Source organism: Streptomyces sp. NBC_01549 (assembly GCF_026339955.1).
GTDB lineage: Bacteria > Actinomycetota > Actinomycetes > Streptomycetales > Streptomycetaceae > Streptomyces.
On record NZ_JAPEPW010000005.1, the window covers coordinates 125,017 to 151,531 of the forward strand.

Annotated in this window: 19 protein-coding genes and 1 CRISPR repeat array; of the genes, 17 read left to right on the forward strand and 2 right to left on the reverse strand. The window is 69.7% G+C overall.

Annotated elements, in window-relative coordinates; translation table 11 throughout:
- Nucleotides 1-354: 354 nt before the first annotated feature.
- Both OG819_RS55455 and OG819_RS55460 read left to right on the forward strand, forming a co-directional pair.
- The gene (locus tag OG819_RS55455) at nt 355-552 is read left to right on the forward strand and encodes a hypothetical protein (protein ID WP_266657723.1); all 198 of its coding nucleotides are present in this window, start codon (nt 355-357) and stop codon (nt 550-552) included.
- Between the two features lie 2 nt (nt 553-554).
- Nucleotides 555-2,486 carry a hypothetical protein gene (locus tag OG819_RS55460; protein WP_266657725.1) on the forward strand — a complete coding sequence of 644 codons (1,932 nt, stop codon included), beginning with the start codon at nt 555-557 and terminating at the stop codon, nt 2,484-2,486.
- Nucleotides 2,487-3,352: 866 nt separating this feature from the next.
- On the opposite strand, the gene OG819_RS55465 is transcribed toward OG819_RS55460, so the two are convergent.
- Nucleotides 3,353-3,514, reverse strand: coding sequence for a hypothetical protein (locus OG819_RS55465; RefSeq protein ID WP_266657727.1), 162 nt, complete (start codon nt 3,512-3,514; stop codon nt 3,353-3,355).
- Between the two features lie 1,077 nt (nt 3,515-4,591).
- On the opposite strand from OG819_RS55465, the gene OG819_RS55470 reads away from it, so the two are divergent.
- From OG819_RS55470 to OG819_RS55495, 6 genes are all read left to right on the forward strand, one after another.
- The gene (locus OG819_RS55470) at nt 4,592-8,035 is read left to right on the forward strand and encodes a hypothetical protein (RefSeq protein WP_266657729.1); all 3,444 of its coding nucleotides are present in this window, start codon (nt 4,592-4,594) and stop codon (nt 8,033-8,035) included.
- Nucleotides 8,036-8,101: 66 nt separating this feature from the next.
- Nucleotides 8,102-9,463, forward strand: coding sequence for an IS256 family transposase (locus tag OG819_RS55475; RefSeq protein WP_266647762.1), 1,362 nt, complete (start codon nt 8,102-8,104; stop codon nt 9,461-9,463).
- A 201-nt stretch (nt 9,464-9,664) separates the two neighbouring features.
- Complete coding sequence (locus OG819_RS55480; protein ID WP_266657731.1) at nt 9,665-10,153, forward strand: winged helix-turn-helix domain-containing protein; 489 nt, start codon at nt 9,665-9,667, stop codon at nt 10,151-10,153.
- The gene (locus OG819_RS55485) at nt 10,105-10,704 is read left to right on the forward strand and encodes an IS630 family transposase (protein ID WP_266657733.1); all 600 of its coding nucleotides are present in this window, start codon (nt 10,105-10,107) and stop codon (nt 10,702-10,704) included. Before OG819_RS55480 ends, OG819_RS55485 begins: the two co-directional genes overlap by 49 nt.
- Before the next feature lie 175 nt (nt 10,705-10,879).
- Nucleotides 10,880-12,247, forward strand: coding sequence for an IS701 family transposase (locus OG819_RS55490; protein ID WP_266657735.1), 1,368 nt, complete (start codon nt 10,880-10,882; stop codon nt 12,245-12,247).
- Nucleotides 12,248-12,298: 51 nt separating this feature from the next.
- Complete coding sequence (locus tag OG819_RS55495; protein WP_266657737.1) at nt 12,299-12,844, forward strand: hypothetical protein; 546 nt, start codon at nt 12,299-12,301, stop codon at nt 12,842-12,844.
- A gap of 195 nt (nt 12,845-13,039) precedes the next feature.
- Here the strand turns inward: OG819_RS55495 and OG819_RS55500 are convergent, their stop codons facing one another.
- A complete protein-coding gene (locus tag OG819_RS55500; protein ID WP_266657739.1) occupies nt 13,040-13,897 on the reverse strand; it encodes an inositol monophosphatase family protein in 858 nt (285 codons plus the stop codon).
- Between the two features lie 1,656 nt (nt 13,898-15,553).
- Between OG819_RS55500 and OG819_RS55505 the strand changes: the two genes are divergently transcribed.
- From OG819_RS55505 to OG819_RS55545, 9 genes are all read left to right on the forward strand, one after another.
- Nucleotides 15,554-18,469 carry a CRISPR-associated endonuclease Cas3'' gene (locus OG819_RS55505; RefSeq protein ID WP_266657741.1) on the forward strand — a complete coding sequence of 972 codons (2,916 nt, stop codon included), beginning with the start codon at nt 15,554-15,556 and terminating at the stop codon, nt 18,467-18,469.
- 301 nt (nt 18,470-18,770) lie between these two features.
- Complete coding sequence (gene casA, locus OG819_RS55510; protein ID WP_266657743.1) at nt 18,771-20,453, forward strand: type I-E CRISPR-associated protein Cse1/CasA; 1,683 nt, start codon at nt 18,771-18,773, stop codon at nt 20,451-20,453.
- Nucleotides 20,450-21,619 (forward strand): type I-E CRISPR-associated protein Cse2/CasB, encoded by a 1,170-nt coding sequence (casB, locus tag OG819_RS55515; RefSeq protein WP_266657745.1) that lies wholly within the window; start codon nt 20,450-20,452, stop codon nt 21,617-21,619. Before casA ends, casB begins: the two co-directional genes overlap by 4 nt.
- A 220-nt stretch (nt 21,620-21,839) precedes the next feature.
- Nucleotides 21,840-23,018 carry a type I-E CRISPR-associated protein Cas7/Cse4/CasC gene (gene cas7e / locus OG819_RS55520; protein ID WP_266657746.1) on the forward strand — a complete coding sequence of 393 codons (1,179 nt, stop codon included), beginning with the start codon at nt 21,840-21,842 and terminating at the stop codon, nt 23,016-23,018.
- Complete coding sequence (gene cas5e, locus OG819_RS55525) at nt 23,015-23,797, forward strand: type I-E CRISPR-associated protein Cas5/CasD (protein WP_266657748.1); 783 nt, start codon at nt 23,015-23,017, stop codon at nt 23,795-23,797. Before cas7e ends, cas5e begins: the two co-directional genes overlap by 4 nt.
- A gap of 5 nt (nt 23,798-23,802) precedes the next feature.
- The gene (gene cas6e, locus OG819_RS55530) at nt 23,803-24,591 is read left to right on the forward strand and encodes a type I-E CRISPR-associated protein Cas6/Cse3/CasE (protein ID WP_266657750.1); all 789 of its coding nucleotides are present in this window, start codon (nt 23,803-23,805) and stop codon (nt 24,589-24,591) included.
- 4 nt (nt 24,592-24,595) lie between these two features.
- A CRISPR array of direct repeats spans nt 24,596-25,050; the repeat unit is 28 nt; unit sequence GTCGTCCCCGCGCCCGCGGGGGTAGCTC.
- A 54-nt stretch (nt 25,051-25,104) separates the two neighbouring features.
- Nucleotides 25,105-25,308, forward strand: a complete 204-nt coding sequence (locus OG819_RS55535; RefSeq protein WP_266657752.1) for a hypothetical protein — start codon at nt 25,105-25,107, stop codon at nt 25,306-25,308.
- Nucleotides 25,309-25,825: 517 nt separating this feature from the next.
- On the forward strand, nt 25,826-26,065 hold the full coding sequence (locus OG819_RS55540; protein WP_266657753.1) for a hypothetical protein: 240 nt from the start codon (nt 25,826-25,828) through the stop codon (nt 26,063-26,065).
- Nucleotides 26,065-26,442, forward strand: coding sequence for a fic family toxin-antitoxin system, toxin component (locus OG819_RS55545; RefSeq protein ID WP_266657755.1), 378 nt, complete (start codon nt 26,065-26,067; stop codon nt 26,440-26,442). The genes OG819_RS55540 and OG819_RS55545 overlap by 1 nt, the downstream gene beginning before the upstream one ends.
- Nucleotides 26,443-26,515 lie beyond the last annotated feature (73 nt).

The following is a 26,515-nucleotide window of genomic DNA, read 5'->3' on the forward strand; positions in this document are numbered from 1 at the left end:
GTTTTATTGGAAATTCTCGCGGAGGTCGCCTGACCGTGGGCCTGTTGGGGTGCTTCCCCCGGGGTCGGAAGGGCACGCTGCGCGGGGGATGGTGGGCTGGCGGCGGGCGGTGCGGTTGGCTGGGGGAGGTGCTCCGGGGCGGGGGCGAACGCTGGGTCGTCGCGGGTCCGCCTCGCCGTGGCTCGTGGTGGTGGCCGGGGTGTTGACGGAGAGGGTGGTTGGTGGTGGGGGAGACGGTCAGGAATGACGCTGAGGGGATGGCCCGGGTGGGGGCGGCTCTGGGTGAGCTGGGTGAGCAGTGGGGGGAGCTCGCGGGCCGGCTCGGGGCGCGGACGCGGGAGTTGGGCTCGGGGGATGTTCATCGGTGATGGTGAGGAGGGCCGGCAGTTGAGGGAGGGTCTCCTGCCGGCTCGGCAGGGGCTGGTGGAGGCGGTACAGGGTCTGGGGCCGCTGGGTGCGGGTTCGGCGGACGCGGCGCACGGCACGGCGGGTGTGTTCCAGCGGGTGGATGAGACGGCCGGGAAGATCGCCGCTGATCTCAGGGAGAGCTGAGCGTGGACACCATCGAGGTGCCGGGGGCGTTGGCCTGGCTGGCGAAGATCGTGGTGGGTAGTGAGTGGCCGAAGGTCAAGGAGGGGCTCCTGTGGGAGCTGGGGCAGCTGGACCAGGAGGCGGCCCGGCTGCTGGGTGAGATCCTTGAGGCGTTGCGGCGTGTGATTCCCGGTGCGGCTGCCAGTGCGACCGGTCCGGCCGGTGATGCGATGACGGATCTGCTGGACCGGTTGTCGGCTGTGATACCGGATCTGGTGGAGACGGCGAACGCGCTGGGGGATTCGGCGAAGTCGACCGCGGCGGAGATCCAGTACGGCAAGTTGATGATCATCGGGGTGATGATCTGGCTGGCGGCGGAGCTGGCGGCGTTGCTGCCGTGGTCGTGGGTGCCGGGTGTTGCGGGGTTGATCGAGGCGGTGGAGGCCGCGGCGGCGGTGGTGGCCAGGACGCTGCTGGGCCGGATTTTGCGTTCGGTGGCCGCGCGTGCGTCGTTCTCGCGTGCGTTGCAGGCGGCGGGTGCGGCTTCCGCGAGCCGGATCGCGCAGTTGCTGGAGCGGCTGGGTGTGGACAAGGGTGTGGCGCGGTCGGCGGGTGAGCTGGGCGGCAGGATGGTCAACGGCGCGCTGGCGGGTACGGCTTTCAATGTGGGTCTGGACGTGGGGATCCAGGCGGGTCAGATGGCGGCGGGGGTGCGGCAGTCGTGGAACACGCAGGCCACGGCGTTCGGCGCGTTGACGGGTGTGGCCGGTGGCGTGCTGGGCGCGGGTCTGATCCATGGGGTGCAGTCCGCGGTGGGCAGGCTGGGGGAGAAGTTCGGGGCGCGCAGGGCTGACGCGGAGGGCCTCAAGGGCCCGGAGCGGGTCATTCGTGTGGCCGAGGTCCGGGCGGAGATGACGAGCTGGGTGACGCCGCCGGCGGTGACGCGGCCGGCGTGGAAGACGGAGAACTTCACGGAGTGGAAGAGTGCCGCGGGGCTGAGGTCGCTGCCGGCCAGGGCCGCGGTGGGCGGGGCGGCGGGGCTGGGTGCCACGGTCATCGGTAACGCGGCCTCGGGTTATGGCGGTGGTCTGGGACTCGGGTTCGTCTCCGGTGCCGTCGGTGTCATGGCCGAACGCCCCCACATCCACGTTCCTCACATCGACATCCCCCATGGTGAGGGCGGTGGCGGGTTTACGGACCAGGACCTCAAGACCGGCGGCACGAAGGAGAAACCGCAGGCGCCGGGAGCCGGGACGACGGTCCCGGGAACGGGGGCGGGGTCGACCGGAACGGGAACGACGGGGGCGGCTGGAACGGGAACGACGGGGTCGACGGGAACGGGCCAGGCTGGAACGGGGTCGGGGGTTTCGTCCGGCGCGTCACGGTTCGCGTTGTCCGGTGTACCCGTGAATGCCGATGTCCCCTCCGGCCTGGCCGGCCAGGCCGGGCCGCCGCAGGCGCAGGCGGGGCCGGTGGCGGCGGGCGGGACGGGTCCGGTCGCCGCTCCCGGGACCGGGGCTGGGGCCGGGGCTGGGGCCGGGGATGTCACGGCGTCCGGGCAGGTTCGGGCTGAATCGGGACTGCCGCGAGCCGGGACGTCCGCGACCGGGCCGGTCGTGGTGGGTGGCGCGGCGGGTGGCGCGGTCGTGCCCGGTGGACTGCCCGGTTTCCACACGGTGCTGCGCAGCGGTCATCCCGGGACGGAGCCCGCCGCTCCCGGGGCGGAGCCCGCCGTTTCGACCCCCGCGCGGACCGAGGCACACGCGATGCCCTCCGGTGGGGTCAGGGAGACCGAAGGCGTGGGCGGACGCGGGCCGGCAGCCCACGCGGAGCACACCGCGGCGTCGGCGGTGCCCGCGGCAGCCGGAAGGCCGGATCCCTTCCGGGCCACCGGCCGGCCCCAGCCGGACGCGGTCGTCGCGGCGGCGGTACCGGGGGGCCCGGCAGTGGGATGACGGCACACGGCGGGACAGCGCCTGTCCCCGGCGGTGACTCACCCCTGGGTGCCGGGTCGGTGAGCGAGGGCGGCACGAGGGGTGCCGCAGGGCCCCCGCCCGGACCTGGTCCCGCGCACGGCGACGGCGTGGTCCCGGCCGGGGCGGTGGGTGCCGGCGGCCGGGCGGCGGGGCTCGCCACCGCGGCCACCGACGCCGGGGACGGCAGCACACGAGGGCCGGGAACACCTGGCCCGGACCGCGCTGCGCATACCGACGCCGTCGGCGACAAGAGCGCCTCCGGCCCGGGCTCGCGACGAGCCGGAGAGACCACCAAGACGGCCTCGGCCGGCGGGACCACGGCGGGCCGGCCGCTGTCACCGACGGCCGTCACCTCCGTCACCTCCGTCACCTCCGGGGTTCCTGCCGCCGGGCATGTCCCGGACCGGTCCCCGGCAACGCGTGGCGGCCCCGGACGGGAAGACCCCGGCACACCGGCCCGGACCGACGACGCCGCGGCGTCCGGCGGCACACGTCCAAGCACACCACCCGCGGGTGCGGGGGCCCGCACCGGCGGGCACACCGCTCGTCCCTACCACGCGCCGGACGCCGAGCAGTCGGGAGCCGGGGAGAGCGCCGGACGGGATCCGCTGACGCGTCCGCCCGGGGGAAGCGGTGCCCGATCCGGTGATGACCCTTCCTCGCACGGCACTGCGGCCCAGGGCCGGGCACAGCGTTCGCGGCCCGGGCCTGCGGTGGGCGATCCGTCCGGTGGCCCGGTTCCCGCCGTACGGGACTTCAGGTCGCCGCCGCCGGCCGGCGCAGGGCGGGCCGCGTCCCCGGCCGGGTCCAGCGACCTGACCAAGGCGGACAAGTCCATCCTGGCCTCAATCGACGCACGAGGGAAACTGTCCGATGAAAAGCTGGTCTGGGCCGCGCGACAGGTGAACATGGATCACCATGGTCTGCTGTCGCGCGGGGATGCGCCGGGGTCGGCGGCTGCCCACCGGCGTGACCTGCTGGATCATATGATCAAACTCGTCGCCCATGTCTACGCGACCAAGGGCGCGCAGGAGGCAATGCTCCGGTCCCGGGAGCTTGCCTCGACCTACGGAACGGCGCGTACGACGGGGTTCCTGCCGGGCGGAACAGACCGCCGCGCGAGCAACTACGGTGACGCCGGCCCGTCGCGCCCCGCCGGTTTCTTCCCCCCGGACCCGCAGCGCCCGCGCTCTGCCGCCCAGATCCAGCATCCCAGCCTGAGCGGACGGCCTTCCGGCAGCCAGGCCGCTGCTGGTCCCCAAGGGCTCCCGGCGGCAGGGGGGACCGGCAGACGTGCGCCCTCTCCCGTGCCGTACCCGCTGTCCGCCGGGCCCGCCCGCCCCGGGGTGCCCGCGGGCGGCGGCCCGGCCGTCGGGTGGAACGGGAGAGGGGAAGAGGGCCGGTATCTCCCGCTGAGCGGGCATCCTGCCCGTGCGCCGCACGGGCAGGATGCCCGTGCGGCGGCGGGTGCGGGTGTGCGGCGTCCTTCGTCCGCGGCAGGACCGCCGGTGTACGCCACCGGCGGGCCGGCCGGCCAGTACCATGCCGTGTACACCCGGGGACAGAACCCCGCGCCCGGCCCGGGACGGGACAGCGGCACGAGCGGGAGTGGGACGGGCCCACGGGCCTGGTACACGCCCGCCCCCGCGCCGGGCCGGTCCTCGGGCCTGCGTGCGCCCGCCCCCGCGCTGGGCCGGTCCTCGGGCCTGCGTGCGCCCGCCCCCGCGCCGGGTGGATCGTCGAACTGGCGTGCGCCCTCACCCTCACCCGCGCCGGGCAGGCCTTTCGGTGCGTTTACGCATCCCGCGCCGGGTGGATCGTCGGGCCTGCGTGCGCCCTCACCCGCGCCGGGCGGGTCTTCCGGCGCGTTTGCGCATCCCGCGCCGGGTGCGGTTTCGCGGCTGTCAGGGACCGCCGGTAGCGGCCAGTTCCAGCCCCGCCCGCGGACGGCCGCTGCTGGTCCCGTGGGGCTCCCGGCGCCAGGGGAGGCCGGCAGGAGTGCGCCCTCTCACGTGCCGTACCCGCCGTCCGCCGGGCCCTCCCACCCGGAAGTGCCGCGCACACCGGGACACACCCCCGAGGACGTGGCCGCCGCGGACCGGGCGACAAAGCAGTTCAAGGCCGTACTCGATGATGTGGAAAAGAGAAACCTTCCCCCCATTCCCGCCGAGTCCTGGCCCGCCGGCATCGAATCCGGCACCACGTGGGGCGTGCCGGACATGCCAGTATCCCGACGCCCTATCCCGGACGTACGCGAAATCCCGTACGAGGACGGGCAGCTCCTCCGACGGATGATCAAGCATGTGGACCTAATCTCTCCTCAGCCGACACTGGAAAAGATCGTCCGCGGTCTCAGCACCGGCTCCGGTTCCGGCAAACGCTCGCTTACCCCCCGGGAAGCCGTGGCCTTCCACCACGCGGCCATCACCTATCGCGCCGAAATCGCCCGCACACGCCTCCAGGAATTCAGGAACCACCGCGCCAAAAACCCCGACGACCCGCACGCCCTCGCCGACAAAGCCGACGAACCCTACCTCGAACTCGCCTACCTCAACGCCGTCCGCTACGCCCCGCCCACCCACGCCGACCGCCACCTGGCAGACGCCCTCACCCACGAGCAACTCACCAGCCTCGACAACTGGCTCATCCGCATCGACCGAGGACTCCTCGGCCCCTCACCCGCGGCTCAGCACGTCCTGTCCGCCCTCTACCGAAACCCCGTCACCAGTACGATCACTATGAAAAAAGCTGCCACTCTGAGAACCGGACTCTTCATCGATTACCACGAAAAACACCCCGGTACCGACTGGGCGGGCCCCCTCACCTTGGACAGTGAGGTACGGGATGTACGGGGTCACCGCCCGGGCGTGGGTGGTGTAAAAGTGGGGATGCGTGTCTCGTTGGGACGCCTGCTCGACGACCTGCGCAAAGGCCGCGCACGCCCACTGGTGAAGGGCGAGATGGATCACTTGCGCGAAAGCGGAATCATTCCGGAAAGATTTGACGTTCCGGATGATGGTGATATTTGGACATCGGATCTTTACTTGAGAGTCGCCAGGCAATTTCGCGTCGGAACCTTCAATGGTCCGATTCCGCTGCCTTATCGTGGTATAAGCATCAAGGATGGCAACGGAAAAACGCACTTCCTCGACCTCGGAAGACGGATTAACGAGGCTAACCAGACAGGACTTCGAATATCGCGAGAAGTGTACGACGGATTGGTCGGCCTGGGGATCGACCTGAAACCATCTGTCCTTCGTGTCGGCCCTGGCCGCGCTAAGAAGTTTAACCCTGCTTCCACTTTGCAGGTGATCCGTCGATACAAGTCTGAGCATCTCAAGGGTGAAGGATGGGTCCACCCTAAAGCTAATAAGGATGAGGTGGAGATTGACGGCAAGAGAATTAGCCTCTATCACCTTTTGTGGAGAATCGAGTCGGGGGATAAAATTCCGGCGGTGTCTACGGTTGAGGGTCTGCGGGCGGAGGGGGTTCCGACGCGGTGGATGCTTGTGCCGACGGCTGACGGGGGGAAGGAAGTGGTCGACGGTCGGGGTCCGGACGCGGGTGGGCGTCGGGGGGTGGGGGGGCCGGGTGGTCTGTCGCGTGGTGACGGGCCTGGGAGGGGGCCGGATGACATGGATGTGGACGTTCCTGCCGGGGTGTTGCCGGGGCGGAGCCCGTATTTCTCTCCGGCGCAGCAAGACGCCCTCGCCGTGCTCGAGGCGGAGGTCGGCGGCCCACCTTCGGCGCGAGCATTGGCAAAGCCAGCAAGGACATCTGTTGAAAAAGAATTCGACAAGAGAATGATCCTCGCCATCAACAAAATCAAAGCCGACCCGAAATTGCTGATGATGGTAAAAAACGGCACCATTCCTAGTACTTTTCAAGTGTCGGTAGAAATAGACGGACGGCGGATTCAAGTGCCCTTCGGGAACACCCTGCACAGGTTGGCCAGAATCAAAAACGGTGTCCCCGTCGCTGCCCCTGCCGTGCCGCGCCCAGAGGTAGAGAGTGCACTCCGAGAAATTGGGTTCCCCTTCGCAATCGACCGGGCCACACTGCCCACCTCTAGCAGCATAAGGGTCGGTGACCAGCGGGCACTCGACGCCATGCGCCAGCTCACCCGAGATGACATACACCAGTGGCGAACAATATCCAAGTCACTAGCTGTTGATGTTCCAAGAATGGACGGCGTGCTGGAACAACTCCAGATCGGGAGGTATCTGCACACCAACCTAAGGGTGCCGGGAGAGCGCAATGCGGTGAAGATTTCACACGTCCTCTTCGACGGAATGCGGAGACTAGGTTTCGATCTGCCGGACGCATGGCGCAACGAAGCGATCCCCGAAGTCCCCGGGGACGAACACCTCGTAGCCGCCGCCAAAACCCTAACCACCAAAGAGAAGGAACAATGGAACACGCAGCAGGAAATCTCTTCCTATAAAATCGCCAACATAGTAGTCCACGGCCGGGGCGTGTCGTATCCGATCGGGAAAAGGCTGTACTATATGCGTACGTCGTCGGCAGCACATATTAGGCGGATTCCGGAGTGGCTTGCTGTCGTATTGAGAAGAGAAGCGGGGCTGATTATTCCGCGCGAGGCGATTATTCCCTCGGATGAACCGGGTTCAGACGTGGTCGCCGACGTCATGGAAGAGACCACCAGGGAACCGGGCAGAGTCTTGGAGTCCCGCACGTACGGTCCGGACGGAACGGACGCCTTCCACGGCATGGACGTTGACGGTCCGGCCCCGGTCCGGACCGCGGACACGATGCCCGGCCCGTCGGCACCCGCCCACGGGCTCCACCACCCCGGCGCCCCCGGCTCTCGTACCTCAGCATCGCAGGACCCGCCCCCCCTCCCGCCGAACCACACGGCCGACCTGACCCGCGCACAACACTTGAGGCTGCAAGAATTCACCCCGGAGCACCACAGGGCCCTGCACGTGGTCAGCCCCCCCGCGGACGGCGACTGCCTCATGAACGCCGTCCTCCACAGCACATTCACCCCCCGCCCCGCCGCACCCGCCGCACCCGTACACCTGCACCACAACGGACGGACAGCACGCACGCCACACGACATACGCACCGACCTCGCAGACGTCCTGACCGCGGAAATGCACCAACCCCCCACGCAACGCCCCCACTGGACCAACGGCCACGGCCAGTTCCTCGACGGCCTCGCCGCCGACGAAGCCCGCATGGCCGCCCTCACCACACCCGAAGAGCACACCGACCTTAAGAACGCTCTACTAGAGGCGTACTGGAGCGTCCCCGCCAACGACCTGGACTCCCTTCGCCTCCAAACCATCCAAAACCTCAGAACACCACGCAGCTGGGACAACGCCGCAGGCGAAATAGCACCCGCCCTCATCGCGAACATCTACCAACTGGAAATCACCATCATCATGCCCGACGGCCTATTCTTCACCCTCAACAGAGGCCAATACCCCGACCGACACGTCACCCTCCTCAAAACCGGCTACGAGGCAAACCACTGGGTCGGCACCCGCCACCACGCAAACTGACACGCACTGAACCTCTTTGGGGGAGTGTCATGAATTAGGTGGGAACTTCACCGGAAGGGACACCTGATGACGATCCAGAAGACTCACTCTCTCGAGACGGTGGGCGGCGTGTCGCTTGCCACTGACGGGGCGGCCGCGGACGGTGCGGGCATGAGGAGAACGCAGGAGTCCGTGGACGGGCTGGGCCTGGACCTGCTGGACGCGCTGACGCTGCTGGCCCAGGACAGGGTCCGCGGTGGTGGGCTGAGGCTGGTCGGTGAGGACGGTCTGCTGCCCGCGATCACGCAGCACCTGATGCAGGCCGCCCTGGAGGCCGAGCTGGATGAGCATCTGGCCGCCGAGGCCGAGCGCGGCGGCGGGCGGGGCTCGCGTTCGGGCGGCAACGGCCGTAACGGGTATCGCACGAAGAAGGTGATGAGTGAGGTCGGGCCGATCACGCTGCAGATCCCCCGTGACCGGCTGGGCACTTTCCGGCCCCGCATCCTGCCCAAGGGTGCCCGTCGCACCGGTGCTCTGGACGAGATGGTGCTCTCGCTGACCGCCCGCGGCATGACCTCCGGGGAGATCGTCGCGCACCTTGAGGAGGTGTACGGGATGAAGACGTCCAAGGAGACGATCTCCACGATCACCGACAAGGCCCTGGACTCGATGAACGAGTGGCGCACCCGCCCGCTCGACGCGGTCTACCCGGTCGTCTTCGTCGACGCCATCCACGTCAAGATCAGGGACGGGCAGGTCGCCAACAGGCCGATCTACGTGGCCATCGCGGTCACCGCCGACGGCTACCGCGATATCCTCGGCCTGTGGGCCGGCGACGGTGGCGAGGGCGCCAAGTTCTGGCAGCAAGTCCTCACCGACCTGCGTAATCGCGGGGTCAGAGACGTCCTCATGCTCGTCTGTGACGGGCTGTCCGCTCTGCCGGACGCGGTCGCGAACGTGTGGCCCCAAACCGTTGTGCAGCGCTGCGTCGTTCACCTGATCCGGCAGAGCCTGCGCTACGCCTCCCGGCGGGACTGGCCCGAGGTCGCCGCCGACCTCAAGCCCGTCTACACCGCCGTCAACGAGGCCCAGGCCCGCGAGCGGCTCGACGAGTTCGACGCCAAGTGGGGCCACAAATACGGCTCGATCGCCACCGTCTGGCAGCGCGCCTGGAGCGAGTTCGTACCCTTCCTGGCCTTCCCCGACTCCATCCGCGAGGTCGTCTACACGACCAACAGCATCGAGTCCCTCAACGCCCGCTACCGCCGCGCGGCCACCGCCTGCGGACACTTCCCCAACGAACAGGCAGCACTCAAGAGGATCTACCTGGCCACCCTCGCCCTCGACCCCTCCGGCCGGGGACGCAAACGCTGGAACAACAAGTGGAAGGCAGCATTGAACGAGTTCGACCAGCTCTTCGACGGCCGCCTTACCGCCGGACGGGTATAAGCCAGTCGGACCAACCAAAAACCACTAGGCCAAAGGGCCTAAAAACACCTAAATCATGATAGACCCCTCTTTGGGTGCAGTTCCTGTGAGGGTCCTTCGTTGGGGTGATTCGCGAGGGTTTGGTATGTGCGTGGCGGGTCGGGTTTCTACTGATCTTTAAGGCCACTCTTGACGATCTGTCAGGGTGGGCATAAGGGCGGTATGGGGACTTCGAATGCCGCGCTTTGGGGGCCGGCTGAGCGGGAGGCGCGGCGGATGCAGGCCGCCGACCTGTTCGAACAGGGTGTGAGGCAGGTGCGGGTGGCCCGGCTGCTGGGGGTGTCCCGGCAGGCGGTCGGCCAGTGGCATGCCGCGTGGCGGGCGGGCGGTCGTGAGGCGCTTGTGGCGCGGCCGAACGGGTCCCGCTCGTATCTGACGCCGCAGCAGGAGCAGGAGTTGCTGCGAGTGTTGCGCCTGGGAGCGTCGGCGCACGGCTGGGAGGGCCAGGGCTGGACGCTGTCGCGCATCGCGCGCGTGATCGAGGAGAGGTTCGGGGTGCGGTTCACGGTGCCGGGGGTGTGGTACCTCATGGACCGTCTGGGCTGGTCGTGGCAGGTCCCGAAGACGCAGGCGGTCCAGCGCGACGAGGAGGCGATCACAGCATGGCGCACGCAGACGTGGCCGGCGGTGTCCCATCCGGGCAAGCGGTGACCGAGGGGTGCTGGATCGTCTTCGAGGACGAGTCCGGGGCGGCGCTCACCGGGGTGGTGGGCCGTACCTGGGGGCAGCGGGGCGTCACACCGGTGATCAAGCTGAACGGGTCGCGCGGGGACCGGGAGAACATGGTGGCGTTCGTCGCCTACCGGCCCGGCTTCGAGCCGCGACTGTTCGTGTGGCACAAGAGCAGCGAGGGGTACACCAAGGAGCACTTCCCGCTCCTGCTGACCATGCTGCACGCCCGCCTCGGCGGCCCCGTCACGCTCGTGTGGGACAACTACTCCAGTCACACCAGCGCCGAGGTGCGCGAGTGGGCCAAGGAGCAGGAGCGCTGGCTGCGGATCGTCCAGCTGCCGCCTTACGCCCCCGAGCTGAACCCGGTGGAGCTCCTGTGGAAGATCGTCAAAGATCTCCTTGCGAACCGCGCATTCCGTTCGATTCGTGAGCTGGCGGAGGCCGCCGAAGCAGCGCTCAGCAAGATCAAGAAGGCGCCGCATCTCCTGCGTGGATTCCTTGCCGGAACCGGGCTGCCATTGCTGGAGTGACCGTCAAGCGCTGAGATAAAGATCAGTACCTTCGGCGGTGAGTCGTTCGCCGTGGGGTGGAGGCCCAGGGCTGACACGGCAGCTGTAGTTCGTGAGGCGTGAGGCATCGCCGCTGGCCAGCGTGGTGGGTGGGGTGCCTGCGGCAGGGGTACGGCCACCGGCATCGTGATCTTGTGTGACGAAGAATCAAGAAGCGGTGGCCGCGCAGGCCACGGTAGTACACGCCGGGTGGGACGGGCTGTTCGAGGGGTTGATGGGCCGGTTCGCGAGCTGCTTCCCGCGCCGGGAGACCCGGCTGACCTGCCGGAACATGGTCTCTGGGCTGCTGATGGTCAAGGAATCGGCGAACTGCTGGTCGTTGGCCGAGGCGATCGGCCACAGCGGTCCGCATGTCCTGCAGCACTTCTTGTCGAGGGCCCGCTTCGACACCGAGGCAGTCCGCCGGTCGGTCGCGGCCTGGACGGTGGAGCAACTCGGCGAGAGGGAGGTGATGTTGGTGGTGGACGAGACGGGCGATGAGAAGTCGTCCCTCGACGCGGTCGGCGCGGCCCGGCAGTACTCCGGGGCGCTGGGCGGGATCGGGCTGTGCCAGGTCGCGGTACACCTCTCCTACGTGAGTGCCGAGGGGCACGCGCTGGTCGACCGTCGGCTGTACCTGGGCGAGGCATGGGCGGCGGACGACGAGCGCCGTGAGCTGGTCGGGGTGCCCGACGAGAGGGTGTTCGCCACCAAGCCGCAACTGGCCGGCGACATGCTGGAGGACGCCCACGCCTCGGGGGTGCACACCGCGTGGGTGGCCGCCGACGAGGTCTACGGTGGACGGGAGTTGCGTGCGCGGATCCGTGCGCTGGGCTACGGCTACGCGATCGCGGTACCCACCAGCCACCGGGTCACCACCCCGGGCGCCGGGAAGAAGAAGGTCACCGCGCTGCTGGAGCGGGTGCCGAAGCGGGCCTGGATGCGGCTGAGGACCGGCCATGGCACCAAGGCCGAGCGGCTCTACGACTGGGCGATGATCGACGTGAACCCCGACGATGCGCCGCCCGGACAGGCCGCCGGGCACAGCCAGGTCCTGGTCCGACGCCACCGCCGCACCGGCACCCTTTCCTTCTACCGGACCTGGCACCCCGACCCGCAGCCGATATCGGTGCTGGTCAGCGCGGTCTGCCGCAGGTGGCGGGTCGAGGAGGACTTCCAGGGAGCCAAGGGCCTGGCCCACCTCGACACCGGCCAGGTCACCTGCTGGACGTCCTGGCACCGCTGGAGCCTCATGTCAATGATCGCCTACGCACTTCTGGCCGTCGGCGCCCTCCACGAGCGGCAACGCGCCCACCCCGCCAACTCCGACGACGAGTTGGCCATGGTGCCCGTCAGCCCGCGCGAACTCCTCGCGCTATTGCGGGTCTTCGCCCTGCCAAGGCCCCGCCAGGACACCGATCCGGCACACGCCCTGCACTGGTCGAACTGGCGTCGCCGACACCAGCATCGCGCGACGGCCTGCCACCGCCGCTGGAACAACGTCACAGCAGTGGCCATCGCATGACAGGAACCTCACGAGTCACGAACTACAGCTGCCGTGACGGAGGGGGAGCAAGTGTCACAGCTGTTCGGTGCACTGTCCGGGGGCCTCTTCGCTCTCGCTGGAGTTTCGGTCACCGGAGCGTTCACGCTCCTCAAGGGGCGCAAGGAGAGCGCGGACAAGGAACGGGACCGTCTGGAGCTGCGGCTGGAGCGTCAGCAGGAGGTGCGGCGGGCTGCCTACGCGGGGTTTCTCTGCGCTTGCCATCAGGCTGATGACAAGTTCATGGATGCGTGGGCGGCACCGCTTGGTGAGGACTCGGCGACGGCCGTCGTGGCGGCGAGAGAAGCCGCCCGTTCGATCAGAGAGTGGCAGGTGACCGTTGCCCTAGCAGGACCGCGCAAAATGGCTGGGCTCACCGATGACTTGTGCAAGAAGTACACGACGGAACTCGTGGTCATCAAGGATCTGAGGCAGGAGCACGCTACCGATCCGGGTTGTGCGGGGGACTATCGGACGCCAGAGCAGCAGCGCCAGGTTGAGGAACGCTGGGACGTCCACTCCCTGATCGTGGGGGAGGGGCGCGCAGTTCTGGGCGGGGACCTCCCGCCTGGTCAATAGCCTGCGTGGCTGGCACACACAACAGCCTCGGGACCGAAGCCATTGATGTTGGTTGCAGTACTAGCCCCTTAGGGAGACAACATCCGTCCAGATCGGCATCGTCAGGATTCCATCGGGGATTGTGTCTGGACAACCCCCGCCACAAAGCTTGTCCCGTAACCCCTGGGACGGGGTGAAACAGCCCTGGTGAGCTGGTCAGTTGGGGGCTGCGGTCATGTGCAGGAGCTGTTGGTGGAGGCCGGGTCGGGCGAACAGCGCGGCGCCCGTATCCGTTCGCCGCTGGCCGGAGAGGTCGCTGAAGGTGCCGCCGGCCTCCTCGACGATGGGGATCAGTGCGGCGATATCCCAGGGGCCGGCGCCCAGGAGGAGGAAGGCGTCGGCTTTTCCTGTTGCGACCAGGAGAGCGCCGTGGCAGGTGCCGGATCCGGTGGACGGCTTGCGGGGCGGCGGTGCGGTGGGGTCCACCGTGGACCAGTCGAGCGCGGGGAGCACGGTTGCGGTGCCTGCTGCGAGCCGCGCCGCAACCGCGCGTTCGGTTGCGCTCAATCGGGACGGAGGGGGCCAGATTCCGATGGCAGCATCCTTGGCGTTTCCTCCCGCCGTGAGCGTCAGTTGGCGCGGCGGTGCTGATGGATCGGAGGGGCACGGCCCCATCCAGGCCGCGCCGCCCGGGGTTGCCCACCAGCGGCGCCTGAGCGCGGGGGCGGAGACCATGCCCATGGTCACGACGCCGTGTTCTTCCAGGGCGATGAGGGTGCTCCATTCTGGCTCGCCCGCGAGGAAACTCGCTGTGCCGTCGATGGCATCGATGATCCATCGGCGGCTGCTCCGCCCATGGGCGCCGAACTCCTCACCAACGAACGCGTCGCCCGGATGGTCCGCACGGATCGACGCGCGCAGGGCACGTTCGATCTCCCGGTCCGCCACGGTGACCGGGCTCCCGTCGCGCTTGTCCTCGGCACCCAGGCCAGGTGCACGGAAGTAGTGCCGCGCGACCTCGTCTGCCTGATCAGCCACGCGGTGCGCCAGCGCCAGGTCTGCTGAGTCCGTCATGCAGCTCACTCTTCCGTCCGTCGATCGAGCAGGCGCGACTCCATCGCCGCAGAGATCATTTACGGGACAAAGCCTCAGGCAGGGGCGATTCCACGGCTACGGTTGCCGTGGCCACGATCCGCGAACTACCCCCGCGGGCGCGGGGACGACGAGCCCTTGCGGCCGAAGAACGCCAGGATCTGAGAGCTACCCCCGCGGGCGCGGGGACGACACGACGGCGGTCAGCAGCATCAGGTACGTCCTCGAGCTACCCCCGCGGGCGCGGGGACGGCATCGTCTGGCCGTTGGGCTGCTTGACGGCCATGGAGCTACCCCCGCGGGTGCGGGGGACGACGCGGCAGCGGCCTTGAGGCGACGCTCGCTCACAGAGCTACCCCCGCGGGTGCGGGGACGACCGGAGGCAGCCCGTGTCTGAGACGACGCCCGGCGAGCTACCCCTGCGGGCGCGGGGACGACGGGCCCACGAGGAGTGGGTTACCGAAGGCGTCCGAGCAACCCCCGGGGGTGCGGGGACGACGCGACCGCGACCTTCGGCTTCCGAGTGGGGAGCTACCCCCGCAGGCGCGGGGACGACGCCCAGTTCGTGTCGCGGATGCGGAAGAAGTACGAGCTACCCCCGCGGGCGCGGGGACGACTGCTTATGGGCGCGGTCGATGGCGACCGTGTTCGAGCTACCCCCGCGGGTGCGGGGACGACGCGTCCTCGATCAGCTCGATGGCCCGCATGACCGAGCTACCCCCGCGGGCGCGGGGACGACGCCAGTGCCGCACGGGCAATCCCTGCCTCGCTCGAGCTACCCCCGCGGGCGTGGGGACGACGCTCATTCCGTGGGCGTCATCAACTCAAACCGGGAGCTACCCCCGCGGGCGCGGGGACGACGAGCCGTTCGGTGACTCGCCGAGACCGATGTCCGAGCTACCCCCGCGGACGCGGGGACGACGGATGGACCGACGGCCTGGTGGGGACCAGGCCGGAGCTACCCCCGCGGGCGCGGGGACGACCCGATCTCGATGGCAAGGACACTGATGGTCTGCGAGCTACCCCCGCGGACTCGGGGACGACCGGTCGATGATCGAGAACCACATCCGCCCGTACGAGCTACCCCCGCGGACGCGGGGACGACCAGTGCATCCTTGATCGTGGTGAAGTCATCCCGCGAGCTACCCCCGCGGGGCGGGGACGACGAGTGGTTCGAGCTTCCGGTTCCGGAGAGCCCAGAGCTACCCCCGCGGGCGCGGGGACGAGAAGCTACCCCTTCGGGCGGGGACGACATCACCAGGCAGTCCAGCCCGGTCGGCTGCCCCGAATACCCCCGCAGGCGCGGGGACGACGATCAGGCCAAGGTGCTGGCGAACCAGATGGGGGAGCTGCCCCCGCGGGCGCGGGGACGACGGGCCGACGATCAGAGGGTTGCCGAACGCGTCCGAACTACCCCCGCCAGCGCGGGGACGACGACGTGGTTGATGTGGGTGTGCGGTATCCACGAGAGCTACCCCCGCGAGCGCGGGGACGACACTTCTTGACCTGCGGCGATGCTAGCAAGAGTGTTCATCTTCCTTCACCTGCTCCGTGAGGCGGACCGGCATTTCAAGGGCGTTGTCAGTGGTGCCCTCTATGGTGCCGCTCAACTGTAGGCAGGGGCCGGGGGCGGGGCTGGTGGAAGACGAGCAGTCGATCGGGGAGCTGATGCGGTCGATGGACCTGGCGGATGAGGTCATCGCGCGGGTGGCGAAATTGTGGGGGAAATCGGCTGCGCGCAATGGCGGGCGGACTCATCTGCTGCTTGGGCATCTCCTGGATACGGCTGCTGTAGCTGGACTGATGTGGGATGGGTATCTGTCCCGATCATTTCGCCAGAGGCTTGACGAGATCAGCGGCGGACGTGGGCGGGCGTGGCTGACGTGGGTGAGCGGCATCCACGATTGTGGTAAGGCGTGTCCGGCATTCCAGGCGGTGGACGCCGCCGAGGCGGCGGCGGTCCTTGCGACGGGGCTGTCGTGGGGACGGTTACCGACCGACAAGAGGCGGCGGTGGCGACACGACGTGGCGGGCGCGGCGATGCTGTTGCCACGGATGAGGGCAGAGTGGGGGGACGTGGATGCTGCTGCCTGGGTGTGGCCTCTGGTGGCTGGACATCACGGGACGTTTCCGCCAGTAGGAAGTCTGCGGCCTGCTCACCCGGAAGTGCAGGGCAGGGGAGTGGGCTGGGTTGAGGTTCAGCGTGCGCTGGTGGATGTGGTCACGTGGGCGGTGGGCTTTGAAGATCTCCGGGCCGTGTGCCCGGTTGGAGCACTGACCAAGGCTGAGCAGTTGGCGTTGTCTGGTCTGATCGTGATGGCGGACTGGATCGCGAGTGACAGCGAGCACTTTCCGGGCTTGTCCGATGCGCGGAATGTTTCGCCGGCTGGGGCGTGTCGGCGGGCGGAGGAGGCCTGGCATCGCCTTGGGCTGCGGGGCGGCTGGCGTGATCTATCGCTGCCGTATTCGCCGTTGGCGCCGTTGACGGAGCGGTTGGGGGTGACGCCTCGTGCTTCGCAGGTGGAGCTTGTGGAGCGGGCGTGGTCGTTGCCGATGCCGGGGTTGCTGGTGGCTGAGGCGCCGATGGGGGAGGGGAAGACGAAGGCGGCGCTGGCTGCGGCGGAGGTGCTGGCGGCTCGGTTCGGCCTGGACGGTGTGTTCGTGGCAATGCCGACGCAGGCGACGAGCGATCCGATGTACGAGCAGGTGCTGGCGTGGGTGCGCTCGTTCGGCCCGGAGCTGGAATCGCAGGTGGCGCTCCTGCACGGCAAGCGCCGCTTCAATCCGCGCTGGCGTGAAATCTGGGAGGGGAAGACGCGGGCTGGGGCGGGGGAGGCGGACGGGTCCGTGTCCGATCCGTGGGATGTGTACGGCGCGATCGACGAGGACGACGAGTTCGGTATGCCCTCGGCCCCGGACAATCTGGCGGCTGCGGAAGGTCGGGAGGGCAGCGGGCCGCCTCAGTGGTTTTTGGGTGCCAAGCGGGGGTTGCTGACCGCGTTCGCTGTCGGAACCGTTGATCATCTGCTGTACGCGGCGACGCGGACGCGGCATGTGATGCTGCGGTTCGCCGGCCTCGCGGGCAAGGTCGTGATCGTGGATGAGGTCCACGCGGCCGACGTCTACATGCGGCAGTTCCTGCTGGAGGCGCTGCGGTGGCTGGGGCAGGCCGGGGTGCCGGTGGTCTTGTTGTCGGCGACGTTGCCGCCGGCGCAGCGGCAGGCCTTTGTCGATGCCTACCTTGCTGGTGTTCTGGGGGCGGCGGATGTGACAGAGCGGGTGCCGGAGCCGGCCGGCTACCCGTGTGTCACGGCGGCGTTCGCGGTGGACGGGAAGCCGGTGGCGAAAAGCTCGCGGGTTGTTGTGCCGTCTTGGCGGGCGTCGGGGCCAGTTCACGTCGGGTGGCTGCCGGATGCCGGGAAGGACGGAGCGGCGGTGGCTGCGGCGGCGCGGGAGGCGGTGGCGGTTGGCGGGGTTGTGCTCGTGGTCGTCAACCAGGTGGACCGGGCTCAGGCGATTCACGAGGCGTTGCGCAAGGGGGGCTTCGCGGGGGAGTTGCATTTGCTCCACGGGCGGCTTTGTGCGGCGCACCGCGCGGAGCGGACGGAGCGGTGTCTGCGTCTGATGGGGCCGGGTGCCGAGCGGCCCGGGCGCATGGTGGTGGTGGCCACCCAGCTGGCCGAGCAGTCCTTCGATGTGGATGCCGACGCGCTGATCACGGATCTTGCGCCGGTTGACCTGCTGTTGCAGCGCATCGGGCGGCTGCACCGGCATGAGGGGACGCACCGTCCCGCCGTGCACCAGGTGCCGCGGGTCCTGGTGACGGGTGTGGTCGGCGGCGTTCAGGGGCGACCGCGTTTCCTGCCCGCGTCGAAGGCGATCTACAGGGAGTGGCTGCTACTGCGGGCTGCGGCCCTCGTGGCGGAGGTGGCGGGCCCGCTGCCGGAGAACGACGCCAGGGCGGGCAGCTGGGCGGCTGGTGGTTGCTGGAGCATCCCGAAGGACGTGCCCGGTCTGGTCGCGCGAGCCTATGGGGAGGTGGAGCTGTGTCCGGCCGGGTGGGGGGAGTCGGTGGCGCGCGAGGCTTGGCTGGCCAGGGAGACCGTGCGTGAGAAGAACGCGGAGGCGTTCGTGCTGACGCGTCCGCGTGAGTGGGCGGCGGCGACGCTGGAGGGCCTGCACTACGCCGGCAGCCGCGCGCATGCCGAGGAGGAACTCGACGCCGTGGTACGCGACGGAGAACGCAGCCTTGAGGCGGTCATCGTGCGGCGCCTCGCGGGCGGCTACACGGCGGTTGACGGGACGCGGCTCGGTTCGCATGGCGAAGCCCTGGACGAGCTTGTGGTTGAGCGGTTGCTGGGCGGGACGGTGCGGCTGCCTGCCCGGCTCACCGAGGAAGCGGAACGGGCGCTGACTGCGCTGCCAGGCTGGGAGGCCCACCCGTGGCTGCGTTATGCGCGTGCCTTGGTCCTGGGGGAGGACGGCTGGGCGGTCGTGGGCGGGCAGCGGGTTGGTTATGACGGTGTGCTCGGGCTGGTGGTCGAGCGGCTGTGAGGCGGGCGCGGCGCCCCGTCGGCTGTTTGGTGGACCCCGCAGGTGCGGGGACGACGTGAAGTACTGAACGGGAGCACCCCCGGCGCCGGGGAGTCGGGGCGCCGCGCTGCCGGGAGCGTACCCGCTCGCAGGGCGGTGTCATCAACGGATCTGCGTGAATCGGTTGCAAGTAGTGAACATTGGGTGCCACCGTAGGGCGGGTCGGATAAAGCGTTCAACTTGCTGTCATAGGCGGCAAGTTGGGATGCCGACGGGTGTGCCCCGGGGCGGGGTGCCGCACGGGCCGGGAGGGGAAACCGCAATGGAGACAACGGGTGATCTCGTCCGGGAGGGCTGGTTATCTGCTGCCGGTCTGGATGGCGAGGCGGATGACGTCGGGCTGCTGCGGGCGCTGGTCGGCTCGCATACCATCCGCCGTCTGGGTGTGCCGGTGGCGACGATGCTGCCCGCGCTGCATCGTCAGCTGCTGCTGCCGGTGGTCCTGGATGCGCTCGGGGCGCCTCGTTCGCGCCGGGAGTGGGGGGAGCGGTTCGAGCGGGGACGTTTCTCGCCCGAGGAGGTCGAGCGGCTCACTGACTATCTCACCAGCCGGTACGGCGATCGCTTCCGGCTCTTCGATCTTGAGCGGCCCTTCGGGCAGGTTGCGGGGCTGACGGCGCTGAGCGGTGAGGCGAAGCCGGCCACGCTGCTGGTGCCGTCGATCGCGTCCGGGAACAACGTGCCGTTGTTCAGCGCGTTCAGCGAGGCAGACCATCTGGATCTGACGGGTGTGCAGGCGGCGCGGTGGCTGGTGCACGCGCAGTGCTGGGACGCTGCTGCCATCAAGACCGGGGCTGTTGGTGATCCGCAGGCCAAGGCGGGGAAGACCACCGGGAATCCGACGGGTCCGCTCGGGCAGCTCGGTGTGATCGTCCCGACGGGCCGGACTCTGTACGAGACGCTGCTGCTGAACATGCCGGTCCTGCCCGACGGCCTGGACGAGACCGACCGCCCTCAGTGGGCGTGGGACGAGCGTCCGGCGTCGCTCGGCTGGAAGTCACCGGCGGGCCCGGAATGGTCTGCCCGCCCCGCTGGCGGCCTGCTGGACTTGCTGACCTTTCAGTCCCGCAGGATCCGGCTGATCAGCGAGGAGACCGAGGAGGGGCTGCGGGTGCGGCAGGTGGTCGTGTGCGCGGGGGACCGGCTGGCCCAGACGCCTGAGACCGATCCGCACACCGCGTGGAGTCACACGGCGAAGCCGAAGCCCGGGCAGCCTCCGCGCCGGCCTCGCCGCCACATGTCCGGGCGGGCGGCCTGGCAGGGGCTGGGTGCCCTGCTCGCGCTCGCTCTGCCTGAGGACGGCGACGGCCCGTACACCTCCGTGCTGCTGCGGCAGATCGGTGACCTGCGTGCGGACGGGGTGCTGCCCGCCGACTACCCGCTGGGGGTGGAGACTGCCGCGCTGGAGTACGGCAATCAGTCCGCCGTGGTGGAGAACGCCATCGCCGACACTCTCCCGCTGCCCGTTGTCTCCCTCGTCGCCGCCGACGACTGGCTGCGTGCGGCCCTGCTGGAGTGCGCCGAGCAGGCTGACCGACTGGGGCGCGCCCTGGACGGTTTTCACGCCGACCTGCGGCGCGCCGCGGGTGGGGATCCGCTGCCCCGTGACAAAGGGGAGCGGCCCTCGGCGCGTTTCCTGCATGCCGTCGACGGCAGCATGCGGCGCCTGCTGGCCGGGCTGCGCACCATCGGCGAGGACTACGACCTGCTGGAGCAGGCGCAGCGGGCGTGGGAGCTGACGCTGTTCCAGGCGGCCGCAGGAGAAGCGGACGCGCTGCTGGCGGTCGTGCCGGCGCGGGCGGTGGTGGGGCGTACGGAGAAGGTGAACGGCAAGGAGGTCGTTTTCCGCAGTGGCAAGGCCACCGGGGTGTTCCGTAAGCGGCTGAACGAGATCCTGCCGCGGGCCGCTGAGACGCGCGCCGTGAAGGGGGAGAGTGCCGCATGAGCATCTCGACGACGTCGGCCAGTCGACGTTACCGGCCCTTCTTCTGGGAGGAGTTCACCCAAGCTGTAGTGGCCCGCTCACAGGGGCAGGGCCGGCGGCAGTCTGTGCCGGTGTGGGCCGAGCGCGGCCTGCGGTCGCTGCGGGACGGGCTGGGATGCGAGCCGGGTGGCGCGCCCGGCATGCGGCATCTGCACCGTGTGGAGCTCACCGACGACCAGCAGGCCGCGCAGCAGCTGCCCGGCTCCTACCAGGCTGAGCACGCCACGCTCACCCTGTTCGGCCTGCACCAGCAGGCCGCGGCGGCGCCGGTTCACCGGTCCGGTGTCGGACTCGGCACGGCGGTGCGCCGCCTGCGCGAGGGAGTGCTGTCCGACAATGCCGCAGAGCGCCGCCTGATCGCTGCCGCGACCGCGCAGGACCTCGACGAACTCGTGCAGCACCTGCGCGGCCTGATCCCTCTGCTGCGGCAGGCGGACACCGGCCTGGACTACACCCGCCTCTACCGCGATCTGCGGAACTGGCTGACGGCGGACAACGGCAGGGTGCTGCGCGCCTGGGGCCTGCAGTACACCGACCCCGGCCCTGAAGGCACCGCACAGGATGCATTGTCCGACGAGCCCGTCGTCAGGCCGTTCTGGGCCGTCTTCGATCCTCAAACCGCCACGGCCGGTGCCCACTTGGCGGCGCTGCGCTCTGGGATTGGCCGTCAAGCCGGCACGGTGCCCGCCGTGTGGCCGTTCTACCGCACGCGCATCGGCTCGCAGCTACGTAACAGGGGCGCCCTCACGCGCGACCTGGTCGCCGAGCATGCGGCGCTTACCGTGTTCGGCGTGCATCAGCAGGGCCGGGGCACGACGGTGCACACCCCTGGTCTCAGTCCCGGGAGCGCCTGCCGCCTTCTGCTGGTCAGGGACGCCGGTGTGGACCGCACCGCAATAGAGCGCAGACTCGGCGCCCTGCTCACCTCCCTCGACACGGGGGAACTGGCGCAGCATCTGCGCGGACTGGTGCCGCTGCTGCGCCGGGCAGGCATCGGCCTCGACTACGACGGACTGCGCCAGGCGCTGCGGCGCTGGGACGACCCGCAACGGCCGGACGAGCAGTCCCGGATCCGCAGCCGGTGGGACCGCGACTTCCACATGGAATCAACGCCCCAGCGCAGCTGACGAATTGTCGTGTCGCGCCCAGTCCCCTGGCAGCGGAGGCAGCGGCCACCGAGCTCGCTTCTGACCGGCGCCCGCGGGCGTCTTCCCTGCGACCGCTGCTGGCCAACGCCTCGCCACACCACGCCTCGTGCTGTGTACGGGCGCCTGGACGGCGTCAGCTTCTTGTTTTCCGTCCCGCACGGTCTCGAGCGGGACGTCTCACCGTCGAAGGAGTCCTGTGATGACCCAGCCTTCCCTGTTCGTCGAGGTGCACATCCTGCAGAGCCTGCCGCCGTCCAACATCAACAGGGATGACTCCGGCACTCCGAAACAGGCCCTGTACGGCGGTGCCCGCCGTGCCCGCGTCTCCTCGCAGGCGTGGAAGCGCGCCACCCGGGTGGAGTTCGCCAAAGCCGAGGCGGTCGCGGACCGCGCCACCCGCACCAAACGGATCGCCGCCCTCCTCGCGGAGCGGCTTGCGCGGCCCGCGTCCGACGGCGGCGCGGGATTGGACGCCGCCCAGGCGGACCGGCTGGCCGCCGCCCTGCTGGAGCCCCTCGGCATCACCAAGTCGTCCAAGAAGGAGGAGCAATCCGCCTACCTGCTCTTCTTCGGCAAGCGGCAGCTCGACAGCCTCGTCGCCCTCCTCGACGGGCGGGCCGGGGAACTCCTCGCCCTGCCGGAAAAAAGGCTGAAGGAAGAGGTGGCGAAGCTGCCCGTGGTGTCCGCCCTGTCCACCGGGCACCCGGCCGAGGTCGCCCTCTTCGGACGCATGGTCGCCGACCTGCCCGCCCTGAACGTGGATGCCGCTGTCCAGGTCGCGCACGCCCTGTCCACGCACGCCGTGCGCACCGAGTTCGACTACTACACAGCCGTGGACGACGAGAACACCGAAGACAGCGGCGCCGGCATGATCGGCACCGTGGAGTTCAACTCCTCCACGCTCTACCGCTACGCCGTCCTCGGCGTGCACCAGCTGCGCGACAACCTCACCTCACCACAGGCCACCCGTGAGGCCGCCGTCCGCTTCATCGACGCCTTCACCCGCTCCATGCCCACCGGGCACCAGAACTCCTTCGCCCACCGCACCCTGCCCCACCTGGTCCTGGTCACCGTGCGCACCGGCCAGCCGGTCAACCTGGTCTCCGCCTTCGAAGAGCCCGTCACCGGCCACAGCGGCCTGGCCGCCGAATCCGCGGTGCGCCTGGCCGGCGAACTCGCCTCCGTCGCACAAACGTGGGGCACCGTGCCGACGCGGACCGTGGCCACCTACGCCCTGGAAGCCGACAAACTCACCGACACGTTCGGCCCATCCCTCGCCTTCCCCGCCCTCCTCGACCAGGTGGACGCCCTGGTCGGCGCATGGCTGGCCGACGGCGACCTCGGCCAGGCCGAGACCGCACAGGCCGGTGCGCGATGACCACCGACCAGGCCATGCTCGTCCTCAGGCTGGCCGCCCCCCTGCAGTCCTGGGGCGGCCCTTCCCGCTACAACCGGCGCGACACCCTGCCCCAGCCCACCAAATCGGGCATCCTCGGCCTGCTCGCCGCAGCCGACGGCCGGTCCCGCGAGGCATCCCTGAGCGACCTGCTCGGCCTGCACCTGGGCGTGCGCGTCGACCAGCCCGGCACCCTGCTGCGCGACTACCACACCGTCAGCGACCACCGCGGCCTTCCCCTGCCTTCGGCGAAAGTCGACGCCAAAGGCCTGCAGAAAAAGACCAGCCCGGCCAAGTACACCGGCGTCACCCAGCGCTACTACCTCCAGGACGCGGTCTTCACCGCCGTCCTGCGCGGCCCTGCCCCGCTTCTGGCCGGGTTGGAACACGCCGTACGGCAGCCGGTCTTCCCGCTGTCCCTCGGCCGCCGCTCCTGTCCGCCCACCGGCCCGGTCAGTCTCGGCCTGCGCCCGGACGCCGACCTGCAGGAGGTGCTCGCCGACGTGCCCTGGCAAGCGTCCGCGCACCGCCGCCGCCAGATCCGCACCCCGCAAGTGGTGCTGGACGCCACCGTCGAGGATCCCTCCGGAGACCTTCTCGTCGACGATGTCCCTGACACCTACAGCTTGAAGACCGGCACCGTCTTCGGCCGGCGCGCCGTGCGGCACCTGTGGGTGACCATCCCCACCGGCCACCCGGCCGGGCCCACGCCCGACCAGACCGGTCCCGGTCACGACCCTTTCGCCCTCCTGGGCTGGTGACGAACATGCCGTACCTGTCAAAGGTCGCCCTCAACCCGCGCCGCCGCAGCGCGCTCGCCCTTCTCTCCAACCCCCATCGGCTGCACGCCGCCGTCCTGGGCGGCCTCGCCGTCCAGCCCGTCGCCGAGCGCATCCTGTGGCGCCTGGAGACCAACACCGCCCACCGCGCCGAGATCCTCGTCCTCACCAACAGCCGGCCCTCCTGGGAACACCTGGTGGAACAGGCAGGCTGGCCCGGCGCCGACGGCGGCGAACCCCTCATCGCCGACTACACGCCCCTGCTCCAACGCATCGTCCTCGGCAGGGAGTTCGCCTTCCGGCTGACCGCCAACCCCGTGCAGTCCGTGCAGCGGCCCGACAAACCCAGCGACGAGCAGACCGCCCGCCTCAAAGCCGGCGCAGACACGCCCGGCACACCCACCCGGCACCGCGGCTTCCGCGTCGCGCACCGCACAGCAGACCAGCAGATCGGCTGGCTGCTCAAACAGGCCGACCGCCACGGCTTCACCATCCCCACCGCACCCACCACCGAGCCCGCCCCCGGCCTCCGCATCGACGAAGCCCTGCCCCCGGCGCCCCCCGTCGCTCTGACCGCCCGCGACATCCTGCGCTTCCACAAGCGCACGGGCGGGCCCCGCGTCACCGTCTCCACCGCTACGTTCCAAGGACGGCTGCGCGTCACCGACCCCGACGCACTGCGTAACGCCCTGCTGGCCGGCATCGGCCCCGCCAAGGGCTACGGCCAGGGCCTGCTCACCCTCGCCCCCCTCCCAGAGGAGGCCCCGCGGGGCTGAACGGGTCGTCCCCGCGCCCGCAGGGGTAGCTCCTGGCCGCCAAGGTCGGCGTACCGCACGGCACGGTCGTCCCCGCGCCCGCGGGGGTAGCTCCCAGATCCCGGGCAACTCCCACGTCGACCCCGGGTCGTCCCCGCGCCCGCGGGGGTAGCTCGATCCGTATGTACCTGGCCACCGAGCAGGGCCTGTCGTCCCCGCGCCCGCGGGGGTAGCTCCCTTGAGCGGATGCTCACGGCTGGTGCGTGGTCGTCGTCCCCGCGCCCGCGGGGGTAGCTCGATCGAGCAGTCCAGCCTCGTCACCGCCGCGTAGTCGTCCCCGCGCCCGCGGGGGTAGCTCGGCCCCCTGATGCCGTACGAGTACCGGTGCCGGGTCGTCCCCGCGCCCGCGGGGGTAGCTCGAGCCTGCTCCCCCCGGACATCTCATCAGCCCTGTCGTCCCTGCGCCCGCGGGGGTAGCTCGGGCGCTGTCAGTGCCGAGCCGTACGGTCGATGGCGAGGATCAGGAGGGATTTCGTGGCCAACCATCACCGCGATGCCAAGCACCACGCTCAACTTGCCGAGATGGCCCTGGAGGAAGTCACCGACCCGGCGCAACGGGCCATCGCGAACGCGACGCTCGCGCTAACCCACGCCGTGCGGTCAGCAGGAGAGGATGTCCGCGGTCTCAGCCAGCCCCTGCTGGAGCTGCAGGAAGCCGTTCGCTACCCGGGCCGTTAACCCGACGGCTCCTCGAGGGGTCCGGCGCCTGCCGCCGGGCCCCTCGCTGTTGCTTCGCCCGCTGCTCGTCCTGCGCCGACGACAAGCACCCCGTCGGGGCACCACTGGCCGATCTCGTGGACGTCAGCTCTCGGGCGGTGCTGGACGGTTGGGGAGTGCAGGCAGGTGGATGCTGTCTGTACCCGGTGCCGCTCCCAACACTGGGCGGCGTCACGGAACTTGTGGCCGGTCCCTGCGCGGTGACCTGATTTGGCACCGTTCTTTATCGTGCGGGCCCCCAGTCGCCGCGGTGCCGCGATGCCCGGCCGGTTCCAGGGTCCTTGCCCACACGCGTTTCACTTCTGGCTCGGTCTCCCAGTACTTACGGACAGCAGCAGGCCTCTTCCTCAGCTCTGCCGACCCTCGGATCCGGTCCGCGGCCGCCGGGCGCCTCACGGTCCCGTCCGGCGGCTATGCCCGTGGGCACGTCCGGGGGAAGGACGCTCCACCTCTTGGTACCAGCTGTTACCAGCAGAAGATGGCGAAGACACAGAAGGGCTGGCGCGTCGACGACGAGATCGCGGAACTTGCCACGGCCCGGGCCAAGGACCGCGGCATGAGCGTCGGCGACTACATCGCTGCTCTCGTGCGGGAAGACGTCGGTGGGTTGCGGCAGCGAGGCCTGGACGCAGCGAGGCGCTTCCTCGACGAACACCAGAGGGTCTTTGACGAGGCCGAAGACGCCGACCGTCCTTTCTCGGGGGCGCACGCCGCGTAATGGACCTGTACATCGACGTCCCCTGGATTCTGCAGGTCGCGGAGATCGCGGGCGCGGCAGATCCCGCCCCCGACGACTACGGGGTGCCGGTGGCCGCAGTCGCCTGCCACCGGGCCGAACTACTGGATACTCCCGTCTACGCCGGCCCCTACGCCCGCGCCGCCGCGCTGGTGCACATCCTCGGGCGCTGCCGCTGGCTCGAGCGCTCCAACATGGCCGTGGCCGCCGCAACCGGCGTGATGTACCTGGAAGCCTCCGGGATCCCGGTCAAGCCCACGCGCGAGGACGCCGTCGCCCTTCGCGACATGCTGCGTGATCCCTCCTGCACCGCCGCCCGGATCGCCGACCTGCTGCGTGCCTGGCCCCAGGCCACCTGAGCCGTATCGCACGGCATCAGCCGTCATGACGGTCCCCCCTCGACGGAACTCACCGGCCAATTCCTTTGCGGTG

Bases quoted from the DNA above. Each gene is read 5' to 3' on its own strand.
- cas5e (WP_266657748.1), top strand. From the start codon at position 23,015: ATGACCACCGACCAGGCCATGCTCGTCCTCAGGCTGGCCGCCCCCCTG.
- OG819_RS55540 (WP_266657753.1), top strand. From the start codon at position 25,826: ATGGCGAAGACACAGAAGGGCTGGCGCGTCGACGACGAGATCGCGGAA.
- OG819_RS55465 (WP_266657727.1), bottom strand. From the start codon at position 3,514: ATGGGCGACGAGTTTGATCATATGATCCAGCAGGTCACGCCGGTGGGC.
- OG819_RS55545 (WP_266657755.1), top strand. From the start codon at position 26,065: ATGGACCTGTACATCGACGTCCCCTGGATTCTGCAGGTCGCGGAGATC.
- OG819_RS55480 (WP_266657731.1), top strand. From the start codon at position 9,665: ATGGGGACTTCGAATGCCGCGCTTTGGGGGCCGGCTGAGCGGGAGGCG.
- cas6e (WP_266657750.1), top strand. From the start codon at position 23,803: ATGCCGTACCTGTCAAAGGTCGCCCTCAACCCGCGCCGCCGCAGCGCG.
- OG819_RS55475 (WP_266647762.1), top strand. From the start codon at position 8,102: ATGACGATCCAGAAGACTCACTCTCTCGAGACGGTGGGCGGCGTGTCG.
- cas7e (WP_266657746.1), top strand. From the start codon at position 21,840: ATGACCCAGCCTTCCCTGTTCGTCGAGGTGCACATCCTGCAGAGCCTG.
- OG819_RS55500 (WP_266657739.1), bottom strand. From the start codon at position 13,897: ATGACGGACTCAGCAGACCTGGCGCTGGCGCACCGCGTGGCTGATCAG.
- casB (WP_266657745.1), top strand. From the start codon at position 20,450: ATGAGCATCTCGACGACGTCGGCCAGTCGACGTTACCGGCCCTTCTTC.
- OG819_RS55455 (WP_266657723.1), top strand. From the start codon at position 355: ATGTTCATCGGTGATGGTGAGGAGGGCCGGCAGTTGAGGGAGGGTCTC.
- OG819_RS55485 (WP_266657733.1), top strand. From the start codon at position 10,105: ATGGCGCACGCAGACGTGGCCGGCGGTGTCCCATCCGGGCAAGCGGTG.
- casA (WP_266657743.1), top strand. From the start codon at position 18,771: ATGGAGACAACGGGTGATCTCGTCCGGGAGGGCTGGTTATCTGCTGCC.